Source organism: Nonomuraea sp. KM88 (assembly GCF_052245635.1).
Lineage (GTDB): Bacteria > Actinomycetota > Actinomycetes > Streptosporangiales > Streptosporangiaceae > Nonomuraea.
In genome coordinates, this window is sequence record NZ_JBQQCC010000001.1 from 1,036,257 (window position 1) to 1,056,321 (window position 20,065).

A 20,065-nucleotide genomic window follows, 5' to 3' on the forward strand; every position below is an offset into this window, starting at 1 on the left:
CTAGATTGTCGGCTGGGAGCCAGCCGCGCGGGAGGAGGAGGCGGATGAACGACCCCGTGGCACGGTGGCCCGTGCTGACGGCCGTCGGGCCGTACGCGCTGCTGGCGTTCCTGACCGCGGTCACCGTGGCCGGCCGGCCGGCGTCCGACGCGTCCAGGCTCACCGACCTCGTCCTGCCCGCGCTGCTGGCGGCGTGGATGCTGGGGGTCTACACGCTCCGCCCGGCCTGGCGCCGGCGGGTGCGGGTGATGGCGGTGTTCTTCGCCGTGCTGGTCGTGCTCTGGGCGATCCTCGTGGTGAGGTCGCCGTGGTTCGGCTTCTTCACCCCTGCCGTCTACATCTACGGCTTCCACGTCCTGCCGTGGCCGTGGCAGCCGGTCGGCATCGCCGCGGTGGGCGCGGTGGCGGGCACGGCGCAGGCGTACGGCGTCGACAAGACCACGGTCGCCGGCCTGGTCACCTACGGCGCCGTCATCGCCGCGAACGTCATTCCCATGTGCACCTTCGCCTGGTTCGCCTGGCGAGACGACGAGCGGAACGAGGAGCGGGACCGCGCGCTCGACGAGGCGCGCGAGGCGAACCGCAAACTGGTGGCGTCGCTGGCGGAGAACGCGGCCCTGCACGAGCAACTGCTGGCGCAGGCACGCGACGCCGGGGTGCAGGACGAGCGGCAGCGGATGGCGCGGGAGATCCACGACACGCTGGCGCAGGGTTTCACCGGCATCATCAGCCAGTTGCGCGCGGCCGAGCACGCCGGCGACGACCCGCCGGGATGGCGCCGGCACGTCGCCGCCGCGACCGGGCTGGCCAGGGAGAGCCTGTCGGAGGCGCGGCGGTCGGTGCACGCGCTGCGTCCGGAGCCGCTGCGCTCGGCGCGGCTGGGCGAGGCGCTGGCGGGCGTCGCCGAGCGCTGGTCGGCGCTGCACGAGATCCGCGTCCAGGTGACGACGACCGGTACGGCGCGGCCGATCCGGCCGGAGGCCGAGGCCGCGCTGCTCAGGATCGCGCAGGAGGCCCTGGCCAACGTGGCCAAGCACGCGCGGGCGACCAGGGTGGGGGTGACCCTGTCGTATCTGGAGCACGAGGCGGCTCTGGACGTCCGCGACGACGGCGGCGGCTTCGACCCGGCGAGGCTCGACACCGTCGGCGAAAGCCCGCGGGCCGATCGCGGCGGGTTCGGGCTGATCGCGATGCGGCAGCGGATCGAGAGCGTCGCCGGCACCCTGCAGATCGAGTCGGAGCCGGGCGCCGGCACGGGCATCTCGGCCCGCGTCCCCTCGGAGCGGGCGGAGGCATGAGCGTGAGCCACCCGATCGGGCTGCTGATCGTGGACGATCATCCGGTGGTCAGAGACGGGCTGAGCAGCATGTTCGCCCGCGACCCCGAGTTCGACGTGCTCGGGGAGGCCGCCGACGGAGCCGAGGCGGTACGGCTGGCCCTGACGTTGCGCCCCGACGTGATCCTCATGGACCTGCGGATGCCCGGCATCGACGGCGTGAGCGCGATCAGGCAGCTCGCCGAGCGGGGGAGCGAGGCCCGCGTGCTGGTGCTGACGACGTACGACACCGACAGCCACGTGCTTCCTGCGATCGAGGCGGGCGCCACCGGATACCTCCTCAAGGACGCTCCCCGCGACGAGTTGTCGCGCGCGGTCCGGGCGGCGGCCCGCGGCGAGGCGGTGCTCGCGCCGTCGGTGGCGGCCCTGCTGATGAACCGGGTGCGCGCGCCCGTTCCCGGGCCGCTCAGCCCCCGCGAGGTCGAAGTGCTCCAGCTCGTGGCGGCCGGGGCCACGAACCGGGAGGCGGCGGCGCGGTTGTTCCTCACCGAGGCGACCATCAAGTCGCACATGCTCAACATCTACGCCAAGCTCGGGGTGAACGACCGTGCCGCCGCCGTCAGCGAGGCGTTCAACCGGGGGCTGCTGGTCCCGCGGCCGCCCGAGCGCCCCTGACGGCGGCGATGCGCCTGCCGGATCGGCCATCCCCTACGAAAGTCGCAGGGGCCGTGTGACTTTCGCCGGGGACGGTTCCCCGCCGCCGCGCGGCACGGTTGAGCGCATGAAGAAGACCGTGGCCGCGAGCGTGCTCGCGCTTTCCGCATCACTGACCACCCTGGGCGTGACCCCGGCCGAGGCCGCCGCGCCCGTCACCGCCCTGCCGGCGCCGACCGGCGACCACCCGGTCGGCAAGACCGACCTGCACCTGATCGATTCCAGCCGCCCCGACCCCTGGGTCGCCGACCGGGACGCGCGCGAGCTGATGGTCTCGATCTGGTACCCGGCGCGGAAGGCGGCGGGGAAGCGCGCCCCGTACCTCACGCCGCAGGAGTCGGAGCTGATCATCAGGAGCGAGCCGCGGCTGGAGGACGTGCCGGCGGACACGCTCGCCAGGACCGTGACGCACGCCCGCGCCGGAGCTCCCGCGCGGCAGCGGAAAGGCGGCTGGCCCCTGGTGGTCCTGTCTCCCGGCATGACGCTGCCCCGCGCGAGCATGACCTCGCTGGCCGAGGAGTTCGCCAGCCGCGGCTACCTGGTGGCGGGGATCGAGCACACCTACGAGTCGCTGGCCACCACCTTCCCTGACGGCAGGACCGTCACCTTCGAGGCGGGCAAGGCCGGTCAGACTCCTGAGACGGGTGAGAAGGTGGCCCGGGTGCGGGCCGCGGACACCGAGTTCGTTCTCAAGCGGTTGAAAGCGGACAAGCGCTGGAACCGGCTGATCGACGAGAGGAGGATCGCCATGGTGGGCCACTCGGTCGGGGGCCAGAGCGCGGCGCACCTGCTGCCGGTGTCCGGGCGGATCAAGGCCGCGGTCAACCTCGACGGCACCTACAACCCCAAGACGCCGGCCAAGCCGGTGGCCAAGCCCTTCATGATGATCGGCAATCCCCGGCACCAGCCGGAGTCGGGCGGCAAGGACGGCTCGTGGGACCAGTTCTGGCCGCACGTGAAGGGCGAGGGGAAGCGCTGGCTGACCGTGACCGGCGCCGACCACATGAGCTTCATGGACTTTGCGGTGCTGCAGCCGCAGCTCGGGCTGCCCAAGACGCCGATCGACGGCAGGCGCGCCCTGAAGATCACGCGTACGTACGTCACCGCGTTCCTCGACACGCACCTCAAGGGCGAGCGCCGGCCCATCCTGGACAAGCCATCAGGGAAGTACCCCGAAGTGAAGTTCTGGTAGCACCCGGGACAAGCGCGTCCGCCCGGCACCGCGATGAGCCGGGCGGACCGCGGCTCACCAGTCGTGGACGGTGCCGTCCTTGAGCCGGTTGAACGGCAGGTACGCCGCCTGGTACGGGAAGCGCGCCGCGGCCTCCTCGTCGAGCTCCACGCCGAGCCCCGGCAGCTCGCCCGGGTGCAGGTAGCCGTCGGCGAAGGTGAACGACTGCCGGAACACCTCGTTGGTGGCGGCGCCGTGCTGCATGTACTCCTGGATGCCGAAGTTGTGGATCGCGAGATCCAGGTGCAGGGCGGCGGCCATGCCGACCGGCGAGATGTCGGTCGGGCCGTGGATGCCGGACTTGATCTGGTACTGAGCGGCGTAGTCGAGCAGCTTCCGCATGGCCGTGATCCCGCCGGTGTGGGTGACGGCGGAGCGCACGTAGTCGATGAGCTGCTCGCGGATCAGCGTCTGGTAGTCCCACACGGTGTTGAAGACCTCGCCGATGGCGAGCGGGGTCGTGGTGTGCTGCCGGACCAGGCGCAGCGCCTCCTGGTTCTCCGCCGGCGTGCAGTCCTCCAGCCAGAACAGGTCGTACGGTTCGAGGGCCTTGCCGAGCTTGGCGGCCTGGATGGGGGTCATCCGGTGGTGCCCGTCGTGCAGCAGCGGCAGCTCGGGCCCGAACTCGCCCCGCACCGCCTCGAACACGCCGGGCAGGTGGCGCAGGTAGGCGCGGGTGTCCCAGTCCTCCTCCGCGGGGAGCGCGGTGCGCTGGGCCGGCTCGTAGTCGTAGCGCTTGCCGTCGACGCTCGGCTGGGCGGCCACGCCGTACACGGCGTCGATGCCAGGAACGGAGGTCTGCACCCGGATCGAGCGGTATCCCAGCTCCAGGTGCCGGCGGATCGAGTCGAACAGCTCGGGCAGGTCCCGGCCCGAGGCGTGCCCGTACGCCATGATCCCGTTCCTGGAGGCGCCGCCGAGCAGCTGGTAGAGCGGCATCCCGGCGGCCTTGGCCTTGATGTCCCAGAGCGCCACGTCGACGGCCGCGATGGCGGCCATGGTGACGGGCCCGCGCCGCCAGTACGCCGAGCGGTAGAGGAACTGCCAGGTGTCCTCGATGCGGTGCGGGTCGCGCCCGATCAGCAGGGGGACGACGTGGTCGGCCAGGTACGACGCGACCGACAGCTCACGGCCGTTGAGGGTGCCGTCGCCCAGCCCGATGATCCCGTCATCCGTCGTGATCCTGAGGGTGACGAAGTTGCGGTCGGGGCTGGTGACGATGACGTCCGCAGCGGTGATCTTCACGTGGTGCCTTTCTCACGGGTGGTGCGAGCGGGGGACGGGGCCGGGCCGCGGGCCGCGTACGCGCGGCAGCCCCGCTGGTGATGCTGGGACGTGTCACCATTCCGCGTAGGAGCCGTCCCGGTGCCGCCACACAGGGCTGCGCCAGGCGTGCCCCTTCTTGTCGGCGGCACGGACCTGCGCATCGTCGATCTCGATGCCCAGGCCGGGCGCGGTGAGCCGCTCGACGTGCCCGTCCACGAAGGTCAACGGGGTCTTGTCGGCGCAGTAGTCGAGCACGTCGGCGCCGCGGTTGTAGTGGATGCCGAGGCTCTGCTCCTGGATCAGGTAGTTCGGCGTGGCGAAGCCGACCTGCAGGCAGGCCGCGAGCGCGATCGGGCCGAGCGGGCAGTGCGGCGCGAGCTGCACGTCGTACACGTCGGCGAGCGCGGCGATCTTGCGTACCTCGGTGATGCCTCCGGCGTGCGAGAGGTCCGGCTGGGCGACCGCGATGCCGGCCTGGAGGACGGGCAGGAACTCCTGCCGGCTGTAGAGCCGTTCCCCGGTCGACACCGGGACCGTGGTCGAGCGGACGAACTCGCCGATGAGGTGGGAGTTCTCCGGGACGACCGGCTCCTCGATGAACAGCGGCCGGTACGGCTCCAGCAGCGGCGCCAGCCGGCGGGCGTTGGCCAGGGTGAACCGCCCGTGCAGGTCCACGGCGACGTCGCGGTGGTCGCCGAGCACCTCGCGGGCGGCGGCCACCCGGGCGACCACGCCGTCCAGCTCGGCGACCGACGCGACCGGGCTCATCCTGCCGGAGGCGTTCATCTTCACCGCGGTGAGCCCGGCCTCCACCTGGGCGGCGATGTGGTCGCGCACCTCGGCGGGCTCGTCGCCGCCGACCCAGCCGTACACCCGGACGCGGTCCCTGACCGGGCCGCCGAGCAGCTGGTGCACGGGCGCGCCGAAGTGTTTGCCCGCGATGTCCCAGAGCGCCTGGTCGAGGCCCGCCACGGCGCTGGCCAGGATCGGGCCGCCCCGGTAGAACGAGCCCTTGGTCATCACCTGCCAGTGGTCCTCGATGCGCAGCGCGTCCCGGCCGACCAGCAGCTCGGCGAGCTGGTGCACGGCGGCGCGGACGGTCTCGGACCGCCCCTCGCAGGTGGCCTCGCCCCATCCGACGATCCCGGAGCCGGTCTCCACCCGGACGAAGAGCCAGCGGGGGGCGACCAGGAAGGTCTCGATGCGTGCGATGGTCGTCATGCCGGTCAGCCCTTCGTCGCGCCGGCCGTGAGGCCGGAGACCACGTACTTCTGCACGAACAGCGCGATCACCATGATCGGCAGCGTCACCACAGTGGTGGCCGCCATCAGGCCGCCCCAGTCGATGCTGGCGTAGCCGACAAAGTCGAAGATCGCCACGGGCAGGGTCTTGGTGCCGGCGTCGGAGAGCACGAGCGCGAACATGAAGTTGTTCCAGGAGAAGATGAAGGACAGGATCCCGGCGGTGGCGATCCCCGGCATGGACAGCGACAGCGTGATGCGCCGGAACGCGCCGATGTGGGTCAGCCCGTCGACCAGCGCCGCCTCCTCCAGCTCCGCCGGCAGGCTGTCGAAATAGCCCATCATGATGTAGACGACCAGCGGCAGCGAGACGAACATGTGGCTGATGATCAGCACCCCGAAGCCGCCGACCATCTTCAGGTTGGAGAAGACGTAGAACCAGGGCACCAGGAGCGAGACGCCGGGGATGACCCGGGCCATCAGCACCACCAGCGCGGACTTCTTCATGTTGAACCGGCTCATCGAGTACGCCGCCGGCAGGCCGAGGACCAGCGACGCCACGGTGGCGGCGAACGCCACCCAGAGGCTGTTGGCGATGAACTCGACGTAGTTCGCCTGCTGGAGCACCTTGGCGTAGTTGGCCACGGTGGGGGAGAAGACCAGCGCCTTGCCCGGATCGTAGATGTCGACGTTGGTCTTGAACGACGCGGCGATCATCCAGACCAGTGGCGCGATCAGCGTGAGCACCACCACGGTGAGCGCCACCACCCGGAACACCCGGTACGCGGGCCGTGGCTTCATCGCTGGGCCTCCTTGCGCCGGGCGGTCAGGGCCCACATGGCCCCGATGATGATCAGGAAGAAGAGGATGAGGACGGTGGAGGAGACGCCGTACTCGTTGTAGTCGAAGCTGAGGCCGTAGGCGTACACGTTGAGGGTCTCCACCTCGTGGAACGAGCCGCCGCCCCGCCCCTTGGTGGCGTAGAGGATGTCGAAGGTCTTCAGCGCGTCGATGCCGCGCAGCAGGATCGCCACGGTCAGCGTGGGCGCCAGCAGCGGCAGGGTGACGTGCCGGAAACGTTGCCAGGTGCTGGCGCCGTCGATGCGCGCCGCCTCCTGCGGCTCGTCCGACAGCGATGTCAGCCCGGCCAGCAGGATCAGCGTCACCATCGGCGTCCACTGCCACACGTCGATGAAGATCGTGGTGGGCAGGGCCGTGTACTGGCCGGCGAGCCACGGCTGCGGCCCGATGCCGAACCAGCCGAGCAGCTGGTTGGCCAGGCCGATGTTCGGGTCGAAGATGAGCCGCCACATCATGCCGACCGCGACGGGGGTGGCGACCAGCGGCAGCAGGATGGCGACGCGTACCCACTTCTGGGCCTTGAACGGCCGCCAGAGCAGCAGGGCGATCGCCATTCCGAGGACCACCTCGAACAGCAGCGCGACGCCGGTGAAGGCGGCGGTCCTGCCGACGGCGGGCCAGAACCGTGCGGTGTCGGAGAGCACGTCGAGGTAGTTCTGCAGGCCCACGAACTCGCTCTCCGCGCGCACGGACCCCTCGGCGTCGGTCAGGCTGAGGTAGCCGGTCCAGGCCAGGGGGAAGACGAGCAGCGCGGCGACGAAGGTCATCGCGGGCGCGGCGAACAGCCATTTGCGGTGGTCGTTGACCCAGCTCACCCAGCCGGGCGTGCCGGGGGCGGTGGGCGTGCCGCGCGGCGCCTTGGTCGTGATCGTTGCCATGGGGTCTCCAGGGAGGGGCGGGGTACGCGGGTGGCGGGCGCTCGCCCTCGCCACCCGCGTGTTCCGCCTACTTGGCCTCGTCGTCCAGGAACTTCTGGAACGCGGCGTTGGCCGTGTCGGCGGACGCGCCGGCGTCCTTGCCGGTGATCGCGTCCACGATCGGCTGGCCGACGATCTCGCGTGCCTCGGCGACCTGGACGACCAGCGGCCGGTCATGCCCGACCCCGTCCTTGGTGCTGGCCGCGATGGCCTCCGCCAGGTCGTCCGGGAAGGTGGAGGTGCCTTCGGGGTCGGCCCAGACGGAGGTGCGGGCGCCCGGCACGCCGGACTTCTGCTGGGCGAGCGTCTGCTCCTTGCCGGTGGCCCACTCGATGAACTTCCAGGCGTTGTCCGTGTTCTCGGAGCTGTCGTTGATGCCCAGCGCCCACGACGGGATGTTGTACGGCTTGGAACCGGCGGGACCGGCCGGGAACGGGGCGAAGCCCACGTTGTCCGAGACCTTGGACTTGGCCGGGTCGGTGGCGTTCTTGTAGAGCGAGTTCGCCTCGGTGTAGAAGGCGGCCTTGCCCTGGGTGAAGATGGCCATCGCCTCGGGCCAGCCCATGTCGGTGCTGACGTTCGCCGGGCCGGAGTCCTTGATCAGCCCGCCGTAGTAGGCGTACGCCTGCTTGGCCGCCGCGCTGTTGACCGCGGCCTTGCCGCCGCCGTCGACGAAGTCGCCGCCAAAGCTGTAGAGGAAGCTGGAGAACTGGGTGACCGCCGTGGACTTGCCGGTGCGGGAGACGAAGCCGGCGACGTCGGGCTCGGCGGCCTTGATCTTGGCGGCCGCGGCCTTCAGCTCGTCGAGGGTCTTCGGCGGGGCGCTCAGGCCGGCCTTGTCGAGCAGGTCCTTGCGGTAGTAGAGGACCTCCTGCTCGGTGATGATCGGGATCCCGACCGGCTTGCCCTCGTACGTGGTGGCCTCGACCGGGCCGGCCTGGAAGTCGCTGAAGTCCCAGGTCTCGGATTTCACCTGGGCGGACAGGTCGGCGAGGTACTTGTTCTTGGCGAAGAGCTTGCCCTCCTGCAGCGGGCGGTACATCATCACGTCGATGTCGGCCGAGCCCGCGTTCAGCTTGACGTTGTACTGGTCGGAGAGCTGGTCCTCGCCGAGCTGGGTGACCTCGACCTTGAGCCCGGTCTGCTTCTCGAACTCGGGCAGCGCCTTCTTGACGTTCTCCGTCCACACGTGGTTGGCCAGGGTGACCCGGATCGTCTTGGACGCGCCGGCGTCGTCGCCGCCACCGCCGCAGGCGGACAGGCCCATGGCCACGACCACGGCCAGAGATGTACCGAGTATCGATCGACGTCGTCGCACGTCATATCGCCTTTCTGTCATGGCCGCAGCCCCCCGGAACAGCGCCACGCTCTCATAGCATCCGCTTAATGCCGGGATGCTAGGACAAATAAGCTGATTTATTCAAGAGCTGACTTCTAACTGATATGCTTTATCCCGTGGATCAGTCTTCAGCCCCAGGGGGCGCACCCACCCAGCGTGCCCCTGTCGAGGCTGGGCTGCACGCGCGTGTCCTCGACCACCTCGGCACCGCCATCTGCAGCGGCGAGATGGCCGCCGGTTCCGTCCTGAGCATCGACGACCTGGTCGACCGCTGCCAGGTCTCCCGCTCGGTGATCCGCGAGGTGCTGCGGGTGCTCGCGTCCATGGGGCTCATCGAGTCCCGGCGCCGGGTCGGTGTCATGATCCAGCCGGCCAAGGTGTGGAAGGTCTTCGATCCACGGGTGATCCGCTGGCGGCTCGCCTCCGACGCCCGGATGGCGCAGCTGCGCTCGATCACCGAGCTGCGCACCGCGATCGAGCCGCACGCCGCTTCGCTGGCCGCCGAGCGGATCGACGACGACGAGGCGAGCGAGTTAGTCGGGGTCTCGGCCAAGCTGTGGGCCGCCGGCAAGGCCGGTGACGAGGCGCGCTTCCTCGTCCTCGACATCGACTTCCACCGGCGGGTGCTGGCCGCCTCGGGCAACGAGATGTTCGAGGAGCTGCAGCTGATCGTCGCCGAGGTGCTCGCCGGCCGTCACCACTATCACCTGATGCCCCACTACCCGGACGAGCAGGCGCTGCAACTGCACACCGACGTGGCCCACGCGATCCAGCGGCGCGACGGCGAGCGGGCCAGGCAGGCCATGGTGGAGATCATGGAGCAGGGGTTCGCCGAGATGAGGTCGATGTGGGAGCGCGCCGCCGAGCCGGGCGGCGCGTGACCCGGCCACCCCGTGCCCGAGCCTGCAAAGCGCACCACCGGGCCGGGCGGCGCGTGACCCGACCGGCCCGTCGCCGAGCCGGAAAGCACGCCGCCGGCCCGGGCGGCCAGGGCGGCGCGGTCAGCCCGTCGCCGAGTCGCGCATGCGCCCGTGGGCGTCGTGCGGGAGGTCGGCGTAGTGCCACTGGTGGTCGCGGGCCTGACGGCACGCCGTCTCCAGGTCACCGCCCTCGATCGCGGCCAGCAGCTCGGCGTGGTCGCGGACGATGTCGTGCAGGTCGACCTCGGTCGCGACCATCGTGACCGACGTGCGTGCCTCGATCTGCAGGCCCTCCCAGGTGAGCTTGAGCAGCTCGTTGTGCGCGGCCTCGACGATGTGCCGGTGGAAGGACACGCTCGCCCGGGTCGCCGCCTCGCTGTCGCCGCGTGCGGCGGCGGTCCGCATCGCCTCCACGTCGGCCCGCAGCGACTCCACCGGCACGGTGCCGGCCAGCAGGGCCAGCCGGGTGGCCGTCTCCTCCAGCGCGGCGCGCACGACATAGCTCTCGCGCAGCGTCTCCTGGATGAAGGGCCGCACGAAGGTGCCCCTGCGCGGCTGGGTCTCCACCAGCCGCATGGCCTCCAGCTCGCGCAGCGCCTCGCGTACGGGCGCCTGGCTGGTGCCGTAGGTGGCCGCGAGCCGCGTCTCCACCAGCCGCTCACCGGGCCTGACCTGGCCGGAGACGATCCTGCCGACCAGCGAGTCGCGGATCTGCCGGGCCAGCGTGAGACGCGGCAGCTTGGAGGGCTCTTCGGTCACGGGAACGATCCTACCGATTATCGATGAAGCACGATCTCTTGACGCCTTCCTGTCGATAATCAATTATCGATAATCAGGGAACCTCGGCGCAGGGAGGCCGCGCATGGCGATCCAGGCGGTGCACGTACCGGAGTCCCTCGACGGCGTGGTCGCCTGCTCGGCGCGGGGCGGTCAGATCATGGGCGGAGGCACGGTCGTCATGCCCCTGGTCGCCGGCGGGTCCGCGGCAGCGACCGAACTGGTCAGCCTGCGCCGCGCCGGGCTCGGCGGCGTCGAGGTGAACGACGGGGTGGCCACCATCGGGGCCGCGGCCACGCTCACCGCCGTCGGCGAGCACCCCGGCCTCGCCTTCCTGCGGCCGGCGCTGCGCACCATCGCCTCGCCGACCATCAGGAACCAGGCCACCGTGGGCGGCAACCTGTTCGTCGCGCAGCCGTACGGCGACCTGGCCGTCTGCCTGCTCGCCCTCGACGCGACCTGCGAGATCGCCGGCCCGGCAGGCCGGAGAGCAGCGCCGGTGGCCGACATCCTGGCCGCCGGGATCGCCGCGGGCGAGGTGGTCGTCGCCGTACGGGTCACGCTGCCGGAGCCGGGAGCCTGGCACTACCACAAGGCCATGCGCCGCCGCCTGAACTCGGCGGCCATCGTCACCGTCGCCTCCGTGACCTCGGCCGGCGACCGCCGGATCGCGCTGGGCGGCCTCGCCCCGCGTCCCGTGCGCGCGGTGTCCGCGGAACGCCTGCTGAGCGGCCGGCCGCTGACACCGGAGAGCCTCACCGAGGCGGGCGAGGCGGCCCGCGCCGACATCGACCCCTTCGACGACGCCTACGCCAGCGCGTGGTACCGGGCGCGAGTCCTGCCCGTGCACCTGCGCCGTGCCTTCCTCCCGTGAAGCGCCGGCACCCGCCGTGTCCTCCCCCCGTGAAGCGCCCGCACCAGAAGAGGTGGGATCGTGCCGTCACAGATCGTCTCGCTCGTCGTCAACGGTGAGCGGCGGGAGTTCATCGCCGCGCCGGGGACCACGCTGCTCGCCTGCCTGCGCGAATCGCTGGGGCTGATCGCGGCCAAACGAGGCTGCGCGCAGGGCGCCTGCGGCACCTGCACGGTCCTCGTCGACGGCCGGCCCGAGGCCGCCTGCCTGGTCGCGGTGGAGACCGTCGCGGGCGGATCCGTCCGCACGCTGGAGGGTGTCACCGCCGGAGGCGAGCTGGACGAGGTGCAGAGCGCCTTCATCGACTGCTTCGCCACCCAGTGCGGCTTCTGCACCTCCGGCATGATCATGGTCGCCGAGGCGCTGCTCGACCGGAACCCCGACCCCAGCGAGGACGACGTCATCGAGGCGATCTCGGGCAACGTCTGCCGGTGCACCGGCTACCGGCCCATCGTGGTCGCCATCATGGAGGCGGCCAGGCGGCGCCGGGAGCAGGAGGTGCCGCGATGACGTACCGGCCCGCCCCCATCGACACCGGCGCCTTCGCGGCCGAGCGGGACGGCGGCCACCTCACCGTCATCGGCTCGGTGGTGCAGCGCGCCGACGCGCGCGGGCACGTCACGGGACGCACCGAGTTCTTCGAGGACGTGGCTCCGCCGCGGCTCGCGCACCTCAGGATGCACCGCTCGGCCCGGCACCACGCGAGGATCGCCCACGTGGACGTGACCGGGGCGCTGGCCGTGCCCGGCGTGCTGCGCGTCCTCACCCACGCCGACGTCCCGAACAACGTCTACACCGTGCTCAAGCTGATCGGCGTCGAGCCGGACGACGAGCCCGTCCTCGCCGTGGACAAGGTGCGCTACCTCGGCGAGCCCATCTGCGCCGTGGTCGCCGAGACCGAGGCGGCCGCGCTGGAGGGCGCGGCCAGGATCGAGGTCGGCTACGAGGACCTGCCGCCCGTCTTCGACGTCGAGGAGGCGCTGAAGGAGGGCGCGCCGCTGGTCAACGAGTACCAGGGGCAGAACCACTTCGTCTACGAGGGCCACCACTGCCGGCGGATCCGGTTCGGCGACGTGGAGGAGGCGTTCGGCCGGGCCGACCACGTCTTCGAGTGGCGCTACCAGTCGTCGCCGATCGAGCAGGCGCCCGTCGAGACCACCGGCTGCGTCGTCGTCCCGCAGGCCGACGGGCGGCTGCGCATCCACTCCGACACCCAGGCGTGCTTCTTCACCCTGGACAACACCGCGCTGATCCTGGGCGTGCCGTTCAACAGGCTGCGCATCGTGGGCGGAACGGTCGGCGGCGGCTTCGGCGGCAAGGTGGACGTGGTGGCCGAGCCGATCGCGTGCGTCGCCGCGATGGCGGTCGACCGCCCGGTCAAGTTCGTCTACGACCGGGCCGAGGAGATGCAGGTCTCCTCGCCGCGCGCGGCCGAGCGCATCTCCATCAAGGACGCCGTGATGGACGACGGCCGCATCATCGGCCGCAAGGTCACCCTGTACGTCGACGCCGGCGCGTACGCCCGCCACAGCCCGTACGGCACCACCAAGGCCGCCGCGCACCTGCCCGGCCCCTACGCCATCCCCAACGTGTGGGCCGACTGCCACTGCGTGTTCACCAACCGCACGCCGTCCAGCGCCATGCGCGGGTTCGGCGTGACCATCGCCGACTTCGCGCTGGAGTCGCAGATGGACCGGATCGCCCGCGCCCTCGACATGGACCCGCTCCAGCTCCGGCTGCTCAACGCCTATCGCGACGGCGACCTCAAGGCCCACCGCAAGATCGCCGAGGGCACGGCCCTGGTCGAGGTGATCCAGAAGGCGGCGGAGCTGGCCGGGCACGAGCTGCCCGAGGCGTACCGCAGGATGTCCTCCACGACCCGAGAGGGGCTGTAGCGATGGCGAAGCTGCGCGGCAGGGGGTACGCGTCGGTGAACTACCCCACCGGCATGAACCTGGGCGGCGACCCCTCGCAGGCGCTGGTCCACGCCACGACCACCGGCACGTTCGTGGTCTCGCTCTCCTCGGTCGACCTGGGCCAGGGCATCAAGACGATCGCCGCCCAGTGCGCCGCGGAGACGCTCGGCCTGCCGATCGGGAACGTGCTCGTCGACACCGCCGACACCGACACCGGCCCGCACTGCATGGGCACCTTCGCCAGCCGCGGCAGCCACCGCGTCGGCAACGCCGTCATCATGGCCGCGGCCGAGGCGCGCGGCGTGATGCTGGAGGTGGCCGCCGAGGAGCTGGAGGTCGACGCCGCGGACCTGGAGACCGACGGCAGCGGCTTCGTCATGGTCAAGGGCGCGCAGGACAAGCGCATCCACGTCACCGACCTGGCCATGGCCGCGCACTTCAGGCACGGGCGGACGATCTCCGGCCGCGGCGTCTACCTCAAGGAGCCGAGCGCGCCCGTCCCCGAGACGGGGGAGATGGACCCCGACTCCTGCCAGGCGCACGCGTGCACGGTCGCCGTCGTCGAGGTCGACGACGAGACCGGGATGGTCGAGGTGCTGGAGCTGTTCAACACCTACGAGGTGGGCAGGGCGCTCAACCCGGCCATGGCGACGCAGCAGGTGGAGGGCGGGGCGTGGATGGGCGTGTCGCACGCCCTGTTCGAGACCACCGAGCCGTACTACCCGCTCCGCGACCACGGTCCGCGCGACTTCGCCTCCTACCTGATGCCGGGGCCCGCCGACCTCCCGGTCCAGCACAGCCTGCTCCTGGAACGCCCGGCCGCGAACGGGCCGTACGGAGCGAAGGGGATCGGCGAGATGACGGCCAACGCCCCGATCCCGGCCATCGCCAACGCGATCTTCGATGCCTGCGGCGTGCGCCTGACGGCGATGCCGTTCACCCCGGAACGCGTCCTGCGAGGGCTGGACGCCTTGAGGACGGAGGAACCATGCTGAAGGTCATGTCGCTGCTCAAGCGCGCCGAGGGCCTGTCCCGTGACGACTACGCCACGTGGGCCTTGGAGGAACACGTCGAGTTCGCCAGGAAGTTGCCCGGCCTGCGCAAGTACACGGTCAACGTCGTCAACGGCGACGGCGCGGCGTACGACTCGGTGCACGAGCTGTACTTCGACGACGAGGACGCCCGTGCCGCCGCGTTCGGCTCCGAGCACGGCAAGGCGGCGGCGGCCGACGCGTCCGCGCACACCTCCTCGCGCATCCACCTGCTGACCACCGAGCACGCGCAGCTGTGACCCCCGGCCCCGGCGAGCTGGCCGCGGCGCTCGAGAGGGAGGGCTATTTCGCGGACGAAGGGCTGTCCACGGCCATCCACCTGGCGCTGCGCCTGAGACGGCCGCTGCTGCTGGAGGGCGAGCCGGGCGTCGGGAAGACCGAGGTGGCCTCGGTGCTGTCGCGGATCACCGGCCTGGAGCTGATCCGCCTGCAGTGCTTCGAAGGGCTGGACTCCGGCCAGGCCCTCTACGAGTGGGACCACCCCAAGCAGCTCCTCCACGTCCGGGTGGCCGAGAGCCGCGGCCAGGACGTCGGCGACCTGTACCGAGAGGAGTTCCTGCTGCGCCGCCCGCTGCTGCGCGCCGTACAGGCCGAGCGGGGCGCGGTGCTGCTGATCGACGAGATCGACCGGGCCGACAGCGAGTTCGAGGCGTTCCTGCTGGAGTTCCTCGGCGACCACCAGATCACGATCCCGGAGCTCGGCACCGTGCGGGCGAGCACGCCGCCGATCGTGGTGCTGACCTCCAACCGGACGCGCGAGCTGCACGACGCGCTCAAGCGGCGCTGCCTCTACCACTGGATCGCCTTCCCCGAACCGGGACGCGAGCGGGCGATCCTCCGCGCGTCCGTGCCCGGGCTGGAGGAGCGCGCGGCCGACGGGCTCGTCCGGGCGGTCCAGCGCGTACGTGGGCTGCCGCTGCTCAAGCGGCCCGGCATCGCCGAGTCGGTGGAGTGGGCCCGCGGCGCCCTGGCGCTGGCGGAGGGCGGCGAACCGTGGCCCCTGGCCCTGCGCCGGGCCCTCGGCCTGCTGATCAAGGACGAGGAGGACACCCGGCTCCTCCTCGGCCACGCCGAGGACGTGTTCAGCGATGCCTGACGCCCGCCCGAGTGGCTGGCCGGGGGCCGATCCGGCCGGGCTCGCCGCGGATCACCTGTGGGGGTTCCTGGCCGCGCTGCGCGAGGCCGGGCTCCGCACCGCGCCGGCCAAGCGGGCCGACCTGCTGCGGGTGATCGCGGAGTCCCCGCCGTCCGGCATGACCGCGCTGTACTGGTCCGCCCGGGTCACCCTGCTCCAGGACGTGGCCGACCTGCCCGCCTTCGACCGCGTCTTCGGCGCCTGGTTCCGGCACGGCGCCCCCGGTGACCCGCCGGTCCCGAGGGACGACGGCGTACCGTCCCCCGGCGGTCCCGGCGAGGACGATTCGCCGGCCGGCGAGGCCCGGCCGGGTGACGGCACCGAGGCCAGCACCCTGAGCACCTACGGCACGCGGGACTTCGGCCGGACCCGCGAGGGCACGCTCATGCGCGCCCTCGAAGCCGCCTGGCCCGCCGCGCTGCCCGCCACCGCGTCACGGCGCCGCCGCCCGGCCCGGTCGGGCGGGTCGGGCGACCGGCTGGACGTGCGGCACGCGTGGCGGCGCGCCCACCGCCACGACGGGGAGATCATCGAGCTGCGCCACCTCGTCCGCCCGCCCCGCCCCCGCCGCCTGCTGATCCTGGTCGACGTCTCGGGCTCGCTGCGGCAGCACACCCCGGACCTCCTGCGGGTGGCGCACACCGCGCTGCGCGCCGCGCCGGCCCGCACCGAGGTGTTCACCTTCGGCACCCGGCTCACCCGGGTCACCGCCGCGCTGGCGCACCCGCACGCCGGCCAGGCGCTGGCGTCGGTGTCGGCGCTGGTCACGGACGCCGACGGAGGCACGGCCATCGGCGCGTCGCTGGAACGTTTCCTGGCCAACCCGCGCTTCGCCGCGCTCGCCCGCGGCGCGCTCGTGATCGTCCTGTCCGACGGGCTCGAACGCGGCGACCCCGCCCCCATGGTCCGCGCCACCGCCCGGCTGTCGCGGCTCGGCCACCGGCTCGTCTGGTGGTCCCCGCTGGCCTGCTCGCCCGCCTACCGCCCCGCCACGCGCGCCATGTCCGCCCAGCTCCCGAGCCTCGATCACCTCGGCGGCGTCCGCGACCTGGCCACCGCGCTGGACGAGGTGCGCCGCCTGCCCGCCGTCCTGTCCGGCCGCCGCCACACCGCGGCGCGCCACTGGCCCACGACCCCCTCGGGAGCACCGCGATGACCGGGATCGTCGACTCGCACCACCACATCTGGCGCGCCGCCGACCTGCCCTGGCTGCAAGGGGAGATGGTCCCGCGCATCTTCGGCCCGTACGAGCCGATCCGCCGCGACTACCTCGTCTCCGAGTACGTCGCGGAGGCGGCCCCCTGCGGCATCTCCTCGGCGGTCTACGTCCAGGCCAACTGGCCGCTCGACCGCTCCGTGGACGAGGTGCGCTGGCTGCGGGACGTCCATGCCGAGACCGGCTGGCCCACCGCCGTGGTGGGCTGCGCCGACCTCTTCGCCGACGACGCCCCCGACGTGCTGCGCCGCCAGGCCGCCCTCACCCCGCTCGTCCGCGGCACCCGGCTGCAACTGCACTGGCACGAGCGGCCCGAGTTCCGTTTCGCCGCCGCCCCCGACCGCATGCGGGACCCCGTCTTCCGGCGCAACCTCGCCGTGGTCGCCGACCTCGGCTGGCTGTTCGAGCTCCAGGTGTTCCCGGCCCAGATGGACGACGCCGCCGAGCTGGTGGCCGGCCTCCCGCAGCTGACGTTCGTGCTCGTCCACGCCGGGATGCCGGTGGACTCCGCCCCGCCCGCCGTCGCGCGGTGGACGCGGGGCATGAGGCTCCTCGCCGAACAGCCCAACGTCGTGGTGAAGCTCACCGGCCAGGGCACCTTCGTGCACCGCGTGGACCGGCCGCTCATCGAGCGGGTGGCGGCCACGTGCCTGGACCTGTTCGGCTCCGGCCGCTGCATGTGGGGCAGCAACTTCCCCGTCGAGAAGCTCTGGACCGACCTGCCCACGCTGCTGTCCACCTGGCAGGACGCGCTCGCCGGGCGATCCGCCGGGGAGATCCGCGACGTCTTCGCGGCGACGGCCACCCGCGTCTACGGCCTCTGACCCCGGCAGGGGCGTCGCGAGCGCCACGATCCCACCATTGACATCCTGTGCCGGTTGTCTGCATCGTCGGCTCAGCAAGGAAGGTGATCGTGTGTCCCAGCCCGGTGAGGGCGCCGCCCAGGGGCGGACTCCCGCGTGGCGCTACGCCATCGGGATGTTCGGCACGTCCATCCCGATCAACATGATCAAGGGATCGACGATCCTCTTCTACGTCGACATCCTCGGGCTCGACGTGCGCGCGTACGGCGTGGTCATGGTGATCTACGCGGTCATCGACGCGCTCGACAACCCGCTGCTCGGCCACCTCTCCGACCGCACCAGGAGCCGGTTCGGCAGGCGCCGGCCCTGGCTGCTCGCCGGCGCGCCGATGCTCGCCGCCTGCATGATCGCGTTCTTCTCCGCGCCCGACTCCCTGCGGGGCATCGGCCTCGTGCTCTGGTTCGCGGTGTTCGCGATCCTGTGTGAGGCTTTCGACTCGATGCTCAACGCGAACTACGGCGCGCTGCTCCCCGAGCTCTATCCGCGCGAGCGCGACCGCGCCGTCGCCAACAGCCTGCGCCAGGGTTTCCAGCTCGTGGCGCTGGTGATCTCGCTCGCGGTCACCCCGCTGCTCACGACGAGCGTCTTCGGCACCGAGGAGTCCACCCGGGGCTTCCAGATCACCGCCGTCATCTACGGTGCGATCGCGCTCGTCGTGATCGTGTTCATGGCGCTCGGCGCCCGCGAGCGTCCCCGCTACTCCACGCGCGAGCGGCCGCGGCTGCTGCCCAGCGTGTGGTCGATCGTGCGCAACCCGATGTTCTGGACGGTCGGGCTCACCGGCGCCTGCTACGGGATGGCCATGGCGCTGGTGCTGTCGGGCATCCAGCTGTACGTCCGCTACTCGCTCGGGCTCCCTGTCGGCAACGCGCTCTATCTGCAGGGCATCGTCATCCTCATCTCGGCGGGCGGCCTCGTCGTGTGGACGCGCGTCGTCGCGCGCCGCGGCGCCCTGTGGGCCTGGCGGCTGGCCTTCGCGGTCCTCGCGGCCGGCTTCGCCGCCCTGTTCCTGGCCACCGGCCTCGTCACCGCGATCGCCGCGGGCGTGCTCGTCGGGGCCGGCTGGTCGGGCATGCTCGCGACGAACGACCTCATCGTCGCGCGCGTGCTGGACGCCGACGCGGCGCGCAACGGGGAGCACCGCGAAGGGCTCTTCCTGTCCGCGTTCGGCTTCTTCGGCCGGCTCAACGGGATCGTGACCGGGCTCGCGCTCACCTCGCTGGGGGTGTTCTTCGGCTACAACTCGGGTGACGACCCCGGCGCCGACCCGGGCCTCGCGTTCCGGATGTACCTGTGCGTCTATCCGTTCGTGCTGACGGCGATCGGCGCGGTCGCGGCGCGACTCGTCTCCGTCCCGGCCGAGACACCGCCCGAAGCAGCCGAGCCGGCCGGGCCACCGCCCACCGGGCCGCCGGGCCAGCCGGGCCAGCCGGCCAGGCCGGCGGGGCGGCCTGCCGGCCACGCGGACGAGCCGGCCCCGGAGCGTCCCCGATGACCCGACGCGTCGTGATCACCGCCGACGACCTCGGCAGGGAGCAGGGCACGACGGAGGTCATCGTCGCGCTGCTGGCCGAGGGCCACGTCACCGCCACGACGCTCATCTGCGTCTCGCCGGCCTCCGAGCAGGCCGCGGCCAGGGTCGAGGAGCTCGGCGTCGTGCCCCGGCTGCACGTGACCCTCACGAGCGAGCGCGGGCTCCCGCGCTGGCGGCCGCTCAACGGCGCGGCCGGCCTGGTCGGTGCTGACGGTCCCGTCGCCCACGGCGCGGCCGGCCTGGTCGGCTCCGACGGGACCCTCCATGACGATCCGTTCGTGCTCGGAGCCCGAGGCGAGGCGCGCGACGTCATGGCGGAGGCGGACGCGCAGCTGCACTGGATGCGCGGCCGGAGCCTGGCGCCCGAGGCGGCAGACTCCCACGCCGGCACCCTCTACGGCCTGCACGGCCGGTCGTGGCTCGCCGAGACGCTCGAGTGGTGCGCGCGCCACGGCCTCGCCTTCCGGCTGCCGCGCGACCCCGAGCCGTACATCGGAGGGCGGCTCCCGCCGCAGCTCGCGCAGGCGCACGAGCGCGCCGTCGCCCTCGCCGACGCGCTCGGCGTGGCCATCCCGCAGACCATCGCCACCAACCGGCGCACGGCGCACGAGCTCGGCGCCTACGAGCGGCTCCGCGACGACTACCTCCGCCGGCTCGCCGCGCTCCCCGAGGGCACGAGCGAGCTGTTCCTGCACCCGTCGCGCGAGGACGCGGTCACGAGACCCGACGGCGTCGTGCGCGCCTGGGAGGCGCGGTTGCTGCGTGACCCCGTCTGGCACGACGCGCTCGAGAAGGAGGGCGTCGAGCTCGCCGGAGGCTGGTGGGACTGAGGGGCACGCGGCCATGGAGATCGTTGGACAACGGGCCGCGTCCTCCGTGATACTTGGTGCCCGA

At 72.0% G+C, this 20,065-nt stretch carries 20 protein-coding genes; 14 read left to right on the forward strand and 6 right to left on the reverse strand.

Annotation, left to right across the window (positions count from 1 at the left end; all coding sequences use genetic code 11):
- The first annotated feature begins 44 nt into the window (after nt 1–44).
- The 3 genes from ACTWPV_RS04740 (at nt 45) to ACTWPV_RS04750 (ending at nt 3,182) form a co-directional block, all read left to right on the forward strand.
- Nucleotides 45–1,298, forward strand: a complete 1,254-nt coding sequence (locus ACTWPV_RS04740) for a sensor histidine kinase (RefSeq protein ID WP_443150731.1) — start codon at nt 45–47, stop codon at nt 1,296–1,298.
- Nucleotides 1,295–1,951 carry a response regulator transcription factor gene (locus ACTWPV_RS04745; protein WP_347642281.1) on the forward strand — a complete coding sequence of 219 codons (657 nt, stop codon included), beginning with the start codon at nt 1,295–1,297 and terminating at the stop codon, nt 1,949–1,951. The genes ACTWPV_RS04740 and ACTWPV_RS04745 overlap by 4 nt, the downstream gene beginning before the upstream one ends.
- A 106-nt stretch (nt 1,952–2,057) precedes the next feature.
- Entirely contained in the window at nt 2,058–3,182 is a 1,125-nt protein-coding gene (locus tag ACTWPV_RS04750; RefSeq protein WP_443150732.1) for an alpha/beta hydrolase family protein, read from the forward strand.
- Nucleotides 3,183–3,236: 54 nt separating this feature from the next.
- On the opposite strand, the gene manD is transcribed toward ACTWPV_RS04750, so the two are convergent.
- The 5 genes from manD to ACTWPV_RS04775 all read right to left on the reverse strand — a co-directional run bounded on the left by manD (nt 3,237) and on the right by ACTWPV_RS04775 (nt 8,824).
- Entirely contained in the window at nt 3,237–4,466 is a 1,230-nt protein-coding gene (gene manD / locus ACTWPV_RS04755) for a D-mannonate dehydratase ManD (protein ID WP_443150733.1), read from the reverse strand.
- A gap of 93 nt (nt 4,467–4,559) precedes the next feature.
- On the reverse strand, nt 4,560–5,708 hold the full coding sequence (dgoD, locus tag ACTWPV_RS04760) for a galactonate dehydratase (RefSeq protein WP_443150734.1): 1,149 nt from the start codon (nt 5,706–5,708) through the stop codon (nt 4,560–4,562).
- 5 nt (nt 5,709–5,713) lie between these two features.
- Entirely contained in the window at nt 5,714–6,529 is an 816-nt protein-coding gene (locus tag ACTWPV_RS04765) for a carbohydrate ABC transporter permease (RefSeq protein ID WP_443150735.1), read from the reverse strand.
- On the reverse strand, nt 6,526–7,467 hold the full coding sequence (locus ACTWPV_RS04770) for a carbohydrate ABC transporter permease (protein ID WP_443150736.1): 942 nt from the start codon (nt 7,465–7,467) through the stop codon (nt 6,526–6,528). The genes ACTWPV_RS04765 and ACTWPV_RS04770 overlap by 4 nt, the downstream gene beginning before the upstream one ends.
- A gap of 67 nt (nt 7,468–7,534) precedes the next feature.
- Complete coding sequence (locus tag ACTWPV_RS04775; RefSeq protein WP_347642287.1) at nt 7,535–8,824, reverse strand: ABC transporter substrate-binding protein; 1,290 nt, start codon at nt 8,822–8,824, stop codon at nt 7,535–7,537.
- Nucleotides 8,825–8,961: 137 nt separating this feature from the next.
- Between ACTWPV_RS04775 and ACTWPV_RS04780 the strand changes: the two genes are divergently transcribed.
- A complete protein-coding gene (locus ACTWPV_RS04780; RefSeq protein WP_443150737.1) occupies nt 8,962–9,726 on the forward strand; it encodes a FadR/GntR family transcriptional regulator in 765 nt (254 codons plus the stop codon).
- Nucleotides 9,727–9,846: 120 nt separating this feature from the next.
- Here ACTWPV_RS04780 and ACTWPV_RS04785 read toward each other — a convergent pair whose 3' ends face one another.
- The gene (locus ACTWPV_RS04785) at nt 9,847–10,524 is read right to left on the reverse strand and encodes a GntR family transcriptional regulator (RefSeq protein ID WP_347642289.1); all 678 of its coding nucleotides are present in this window, start codon (nt 10,522–10,524) and stop codon (nt 9,847–9,849) included.
- Between the two features lie 103 nt (nt 10,525–10,627).
- Here ACTWPV_RS04785 and ACTWPV_RS04790 point away from each other — a divergent pair, with 103 nt between their 5' ends.
- From ACTWPV_RS04790 to ACTWPV_RS04835, 10 genes are all read left to right on the forward strand, one after another.
- Nucleotides 10,628–11,416 (forward strand): FAD binding domain-containing protein, encoded by a 789-nt coding sequence (locus tag ACTWPV_RS04790; protein WP_443150738.1) that lies wholly within the window; start codon nt 10,628–10,630, stop codon nt 11,414–11,416.
- Between the two features lie 60 nt (nt 11,417–11,476).
- Nucleotides 11,477–11,965 (forward strand): (2Fe-2S)-binding protein, encoded by a 489-nt coding sequence (locus tag ACTWPV_RS04795; RefSeq protein ID WP_443150739.1) that lies wholly within the window; start codon nt 11,477–11,479, stop codon nt 11,963–11,965.
- Entirely contained in the window at nt 11,962–13,350 is a 1,389-nt protein-coding gene (locus tag ACTWPV_RS04800) for a xanthine dehydrogenase family protein molybdopterin-binding subunit (RefSeq protein ID WP_347642292.1), read from the forward strand. Before ACTWPV_RS04795 ends, ACTWPV_RS04800 begins: the two co-directional genes overlap by 4 nt.
- Nucleotides 13,351–13,352: 2 nt before the next feature.
- Nucleotides 13,353–14,366 (forward strand): xanthine dehydrogenase family protein molybdopterin-binding subunit, encoded by a 1,014-nt coding sequence (locus ACTWPV_RS04805; RefSeq protein WP_347642293.1) that lies wholly within the window; start codon nt 13,353–13,355, stop codon nt 14,364–14,366.
- A complete protein-coding gene (locus tag ACTWPV_RS04810) occupies nt 14,360–14,662 on the forward strand; it encodes an EthD family reductase (RefSeq protein ID WP_347642294.1) in 303 nt (100 codons plus the stop codon). Before ACTWPV_RS04805 ends, ACTWPV_RS04810 begins: the two co-directional genes overlap by 7 nt.
- Entirely contained in the window at nt 14,659–15,519 is an 861-nt protein-coding gene (locus ACTWPV_RS04815; RefSeq protein WP_347642295.1) for an AAA family ATPase, read from the forward strand. The genes ACTWPV_RS04810 and ACTWPV_RS04815 overlap by 4 nt, the downstream gene beginning before the upstream one ends.
- Nucleotides 15,512–16,714: a vWA domain-containing protein gene (locus tag ACTWPV_RS04820; protein WP_443150740.1), complete on the forward strand. Its 1,203-nt coding sequence runs from the start codon at nt 15,512–15,514 to the stop codon at nt 16,712–16,714. Before ACTWPV_RS04815 ends, ACTWPV_RS04820 begins: the two co-directional genes overlap by 8 nt.
- Nucleotides 16,711–17,598, forward strand: coding sequence for an amidohydrolase family protein (locus tag ACTWPV_RS04825; RefSeq protein WP_347642297.1), 888 nt, complete (start codon nt 16,711–16,713; stop codon nt 17,596–17,598). Before ACTWPV_RS04820 ends, ACTWPV_RS04825 begins: the two co-directional genes overlap by 4 nt.
- A gap of 91 nt (nt 17,599–17,689) precedes the next feature.
- A complete protein-coding gene (locus ACTWPV_RS04830) occupies nt 17,690–19,132 on the forward strand; it encodes an MFS transporter (RefSeq protein ID WP_443150741.1) in 1,443 nt (480 codons plus the stop codon).
- On the forward strand, nt 19,129–20,001 hold the full coding sequence (locus ACTWPV_RS04835; RefSeq protein ID WP_443150742.1) for a carbohydrate deacetylase: 873 nt from the start codon (nt 19,129–19,131) through the stop codon (nt 19,999–20,001). The genes ACTWPV_RS04830 and ACTWPV_RS04835 overlap by 4 nt, the downstream gene beginning before the upstream one ends.
- Nucleotides 20,002–20,065: the final 64 nt, after the last annotated feature.

Bases quoted from the DNA above. Each gene is read 5' to 3' on its own strand.
- ACTWPV_RS04800 (WP_347642292.1), top strand. From the start codon at position 11,962: ATGACGTACCGGCCCGCCCCCATCGACACCGGCGCCTTCGCGGCCGAG.
- ACTWPV_RS04835 (WP_443150742.1), top strand. From the start codon at position 19,129: ATGACCCGACGCGTCGTGATCACCGCCGACGACCTCGGCAGGGAGCAG.
- ACTWPV_RS04805 (WP_347642293.1), top strand. From the start codon at position 13,353: ATGGCGAAGCTGCGCGGCAGGGGGTACGCGTCGGTGAACTACCCCACC.
- ACTWPV_RS04750 (WP_443150732.1), top strand. From the start codon at position 2,058: ATGAAGAAGACCGTGGCCGCGAGCGTGCTCGCGCTTTCCGCATCACTG.
- dgoD (WP_443150734.1), bottom strand. From the start codon at position 5,708: ATGACGACCATCGCACGCATCGAGACCTTCCTGGTCGCCCCCCGCTGG.
- ACTWPV_RS04740 (WP_443150731.1), top strand. From the start codon at position 45: ATGAACGACCCCGTGGCACGGTGGCCCGTGCTGACGGCCGTCGGGCCG.
- ACTWPV_RS04770 (WP_443150736.1), bottom strand. From the start codon at position 7,467: ATGGCAACGATCACGACCAAGGCGCCGCGCGGCACGCCCACCGCCCCC.
- ACTWPV_RS04825 (WP_347642297.1), top strand. From the start codon at position 16,711: ATGACCGGGATCGTCGACTCGCACCACCACATCTGGCGCGCCGCCGAC.
- ACTWPV_RS04765 (WP_443150735.1), bottom strand. From the start codon at position 6,529: ATGAAGCCACGGCCCGCGTACCGGGTGTTCCGGGTGGTGGCGCTCACC.
- ACTWPV_RS04745 (WP_347642281.1), top strand. From the start codon at position 1,295: ATGAGCGTGAGCCACCCGATCGGGCTGCTGATCGTGGACGATCATCCG.
- ACTWPV_RS04820 (WP_443150740.1), top strand. From the start codon at position 15,512: ATGCCTGACGCCCGCCCGAGTGGCTGGCCGGGGGCCGATCCGGCCGGG.
- ACTWPV_RS04790 (WP_443150738.1), top strand. From the start codon at position 10,628: ATGGCGATCCAGGCGGTGCACGTACCGGAGTCCCTCGACGGCGTGGTC.
- ACTWPV_RS04810 (WP_347642294.1), top strand. From the start codon at position 14,360: ATGCTGAAGGTCATGTCGCTGCTCAAGCGCGCCGAGGGCCTGTCCCGT.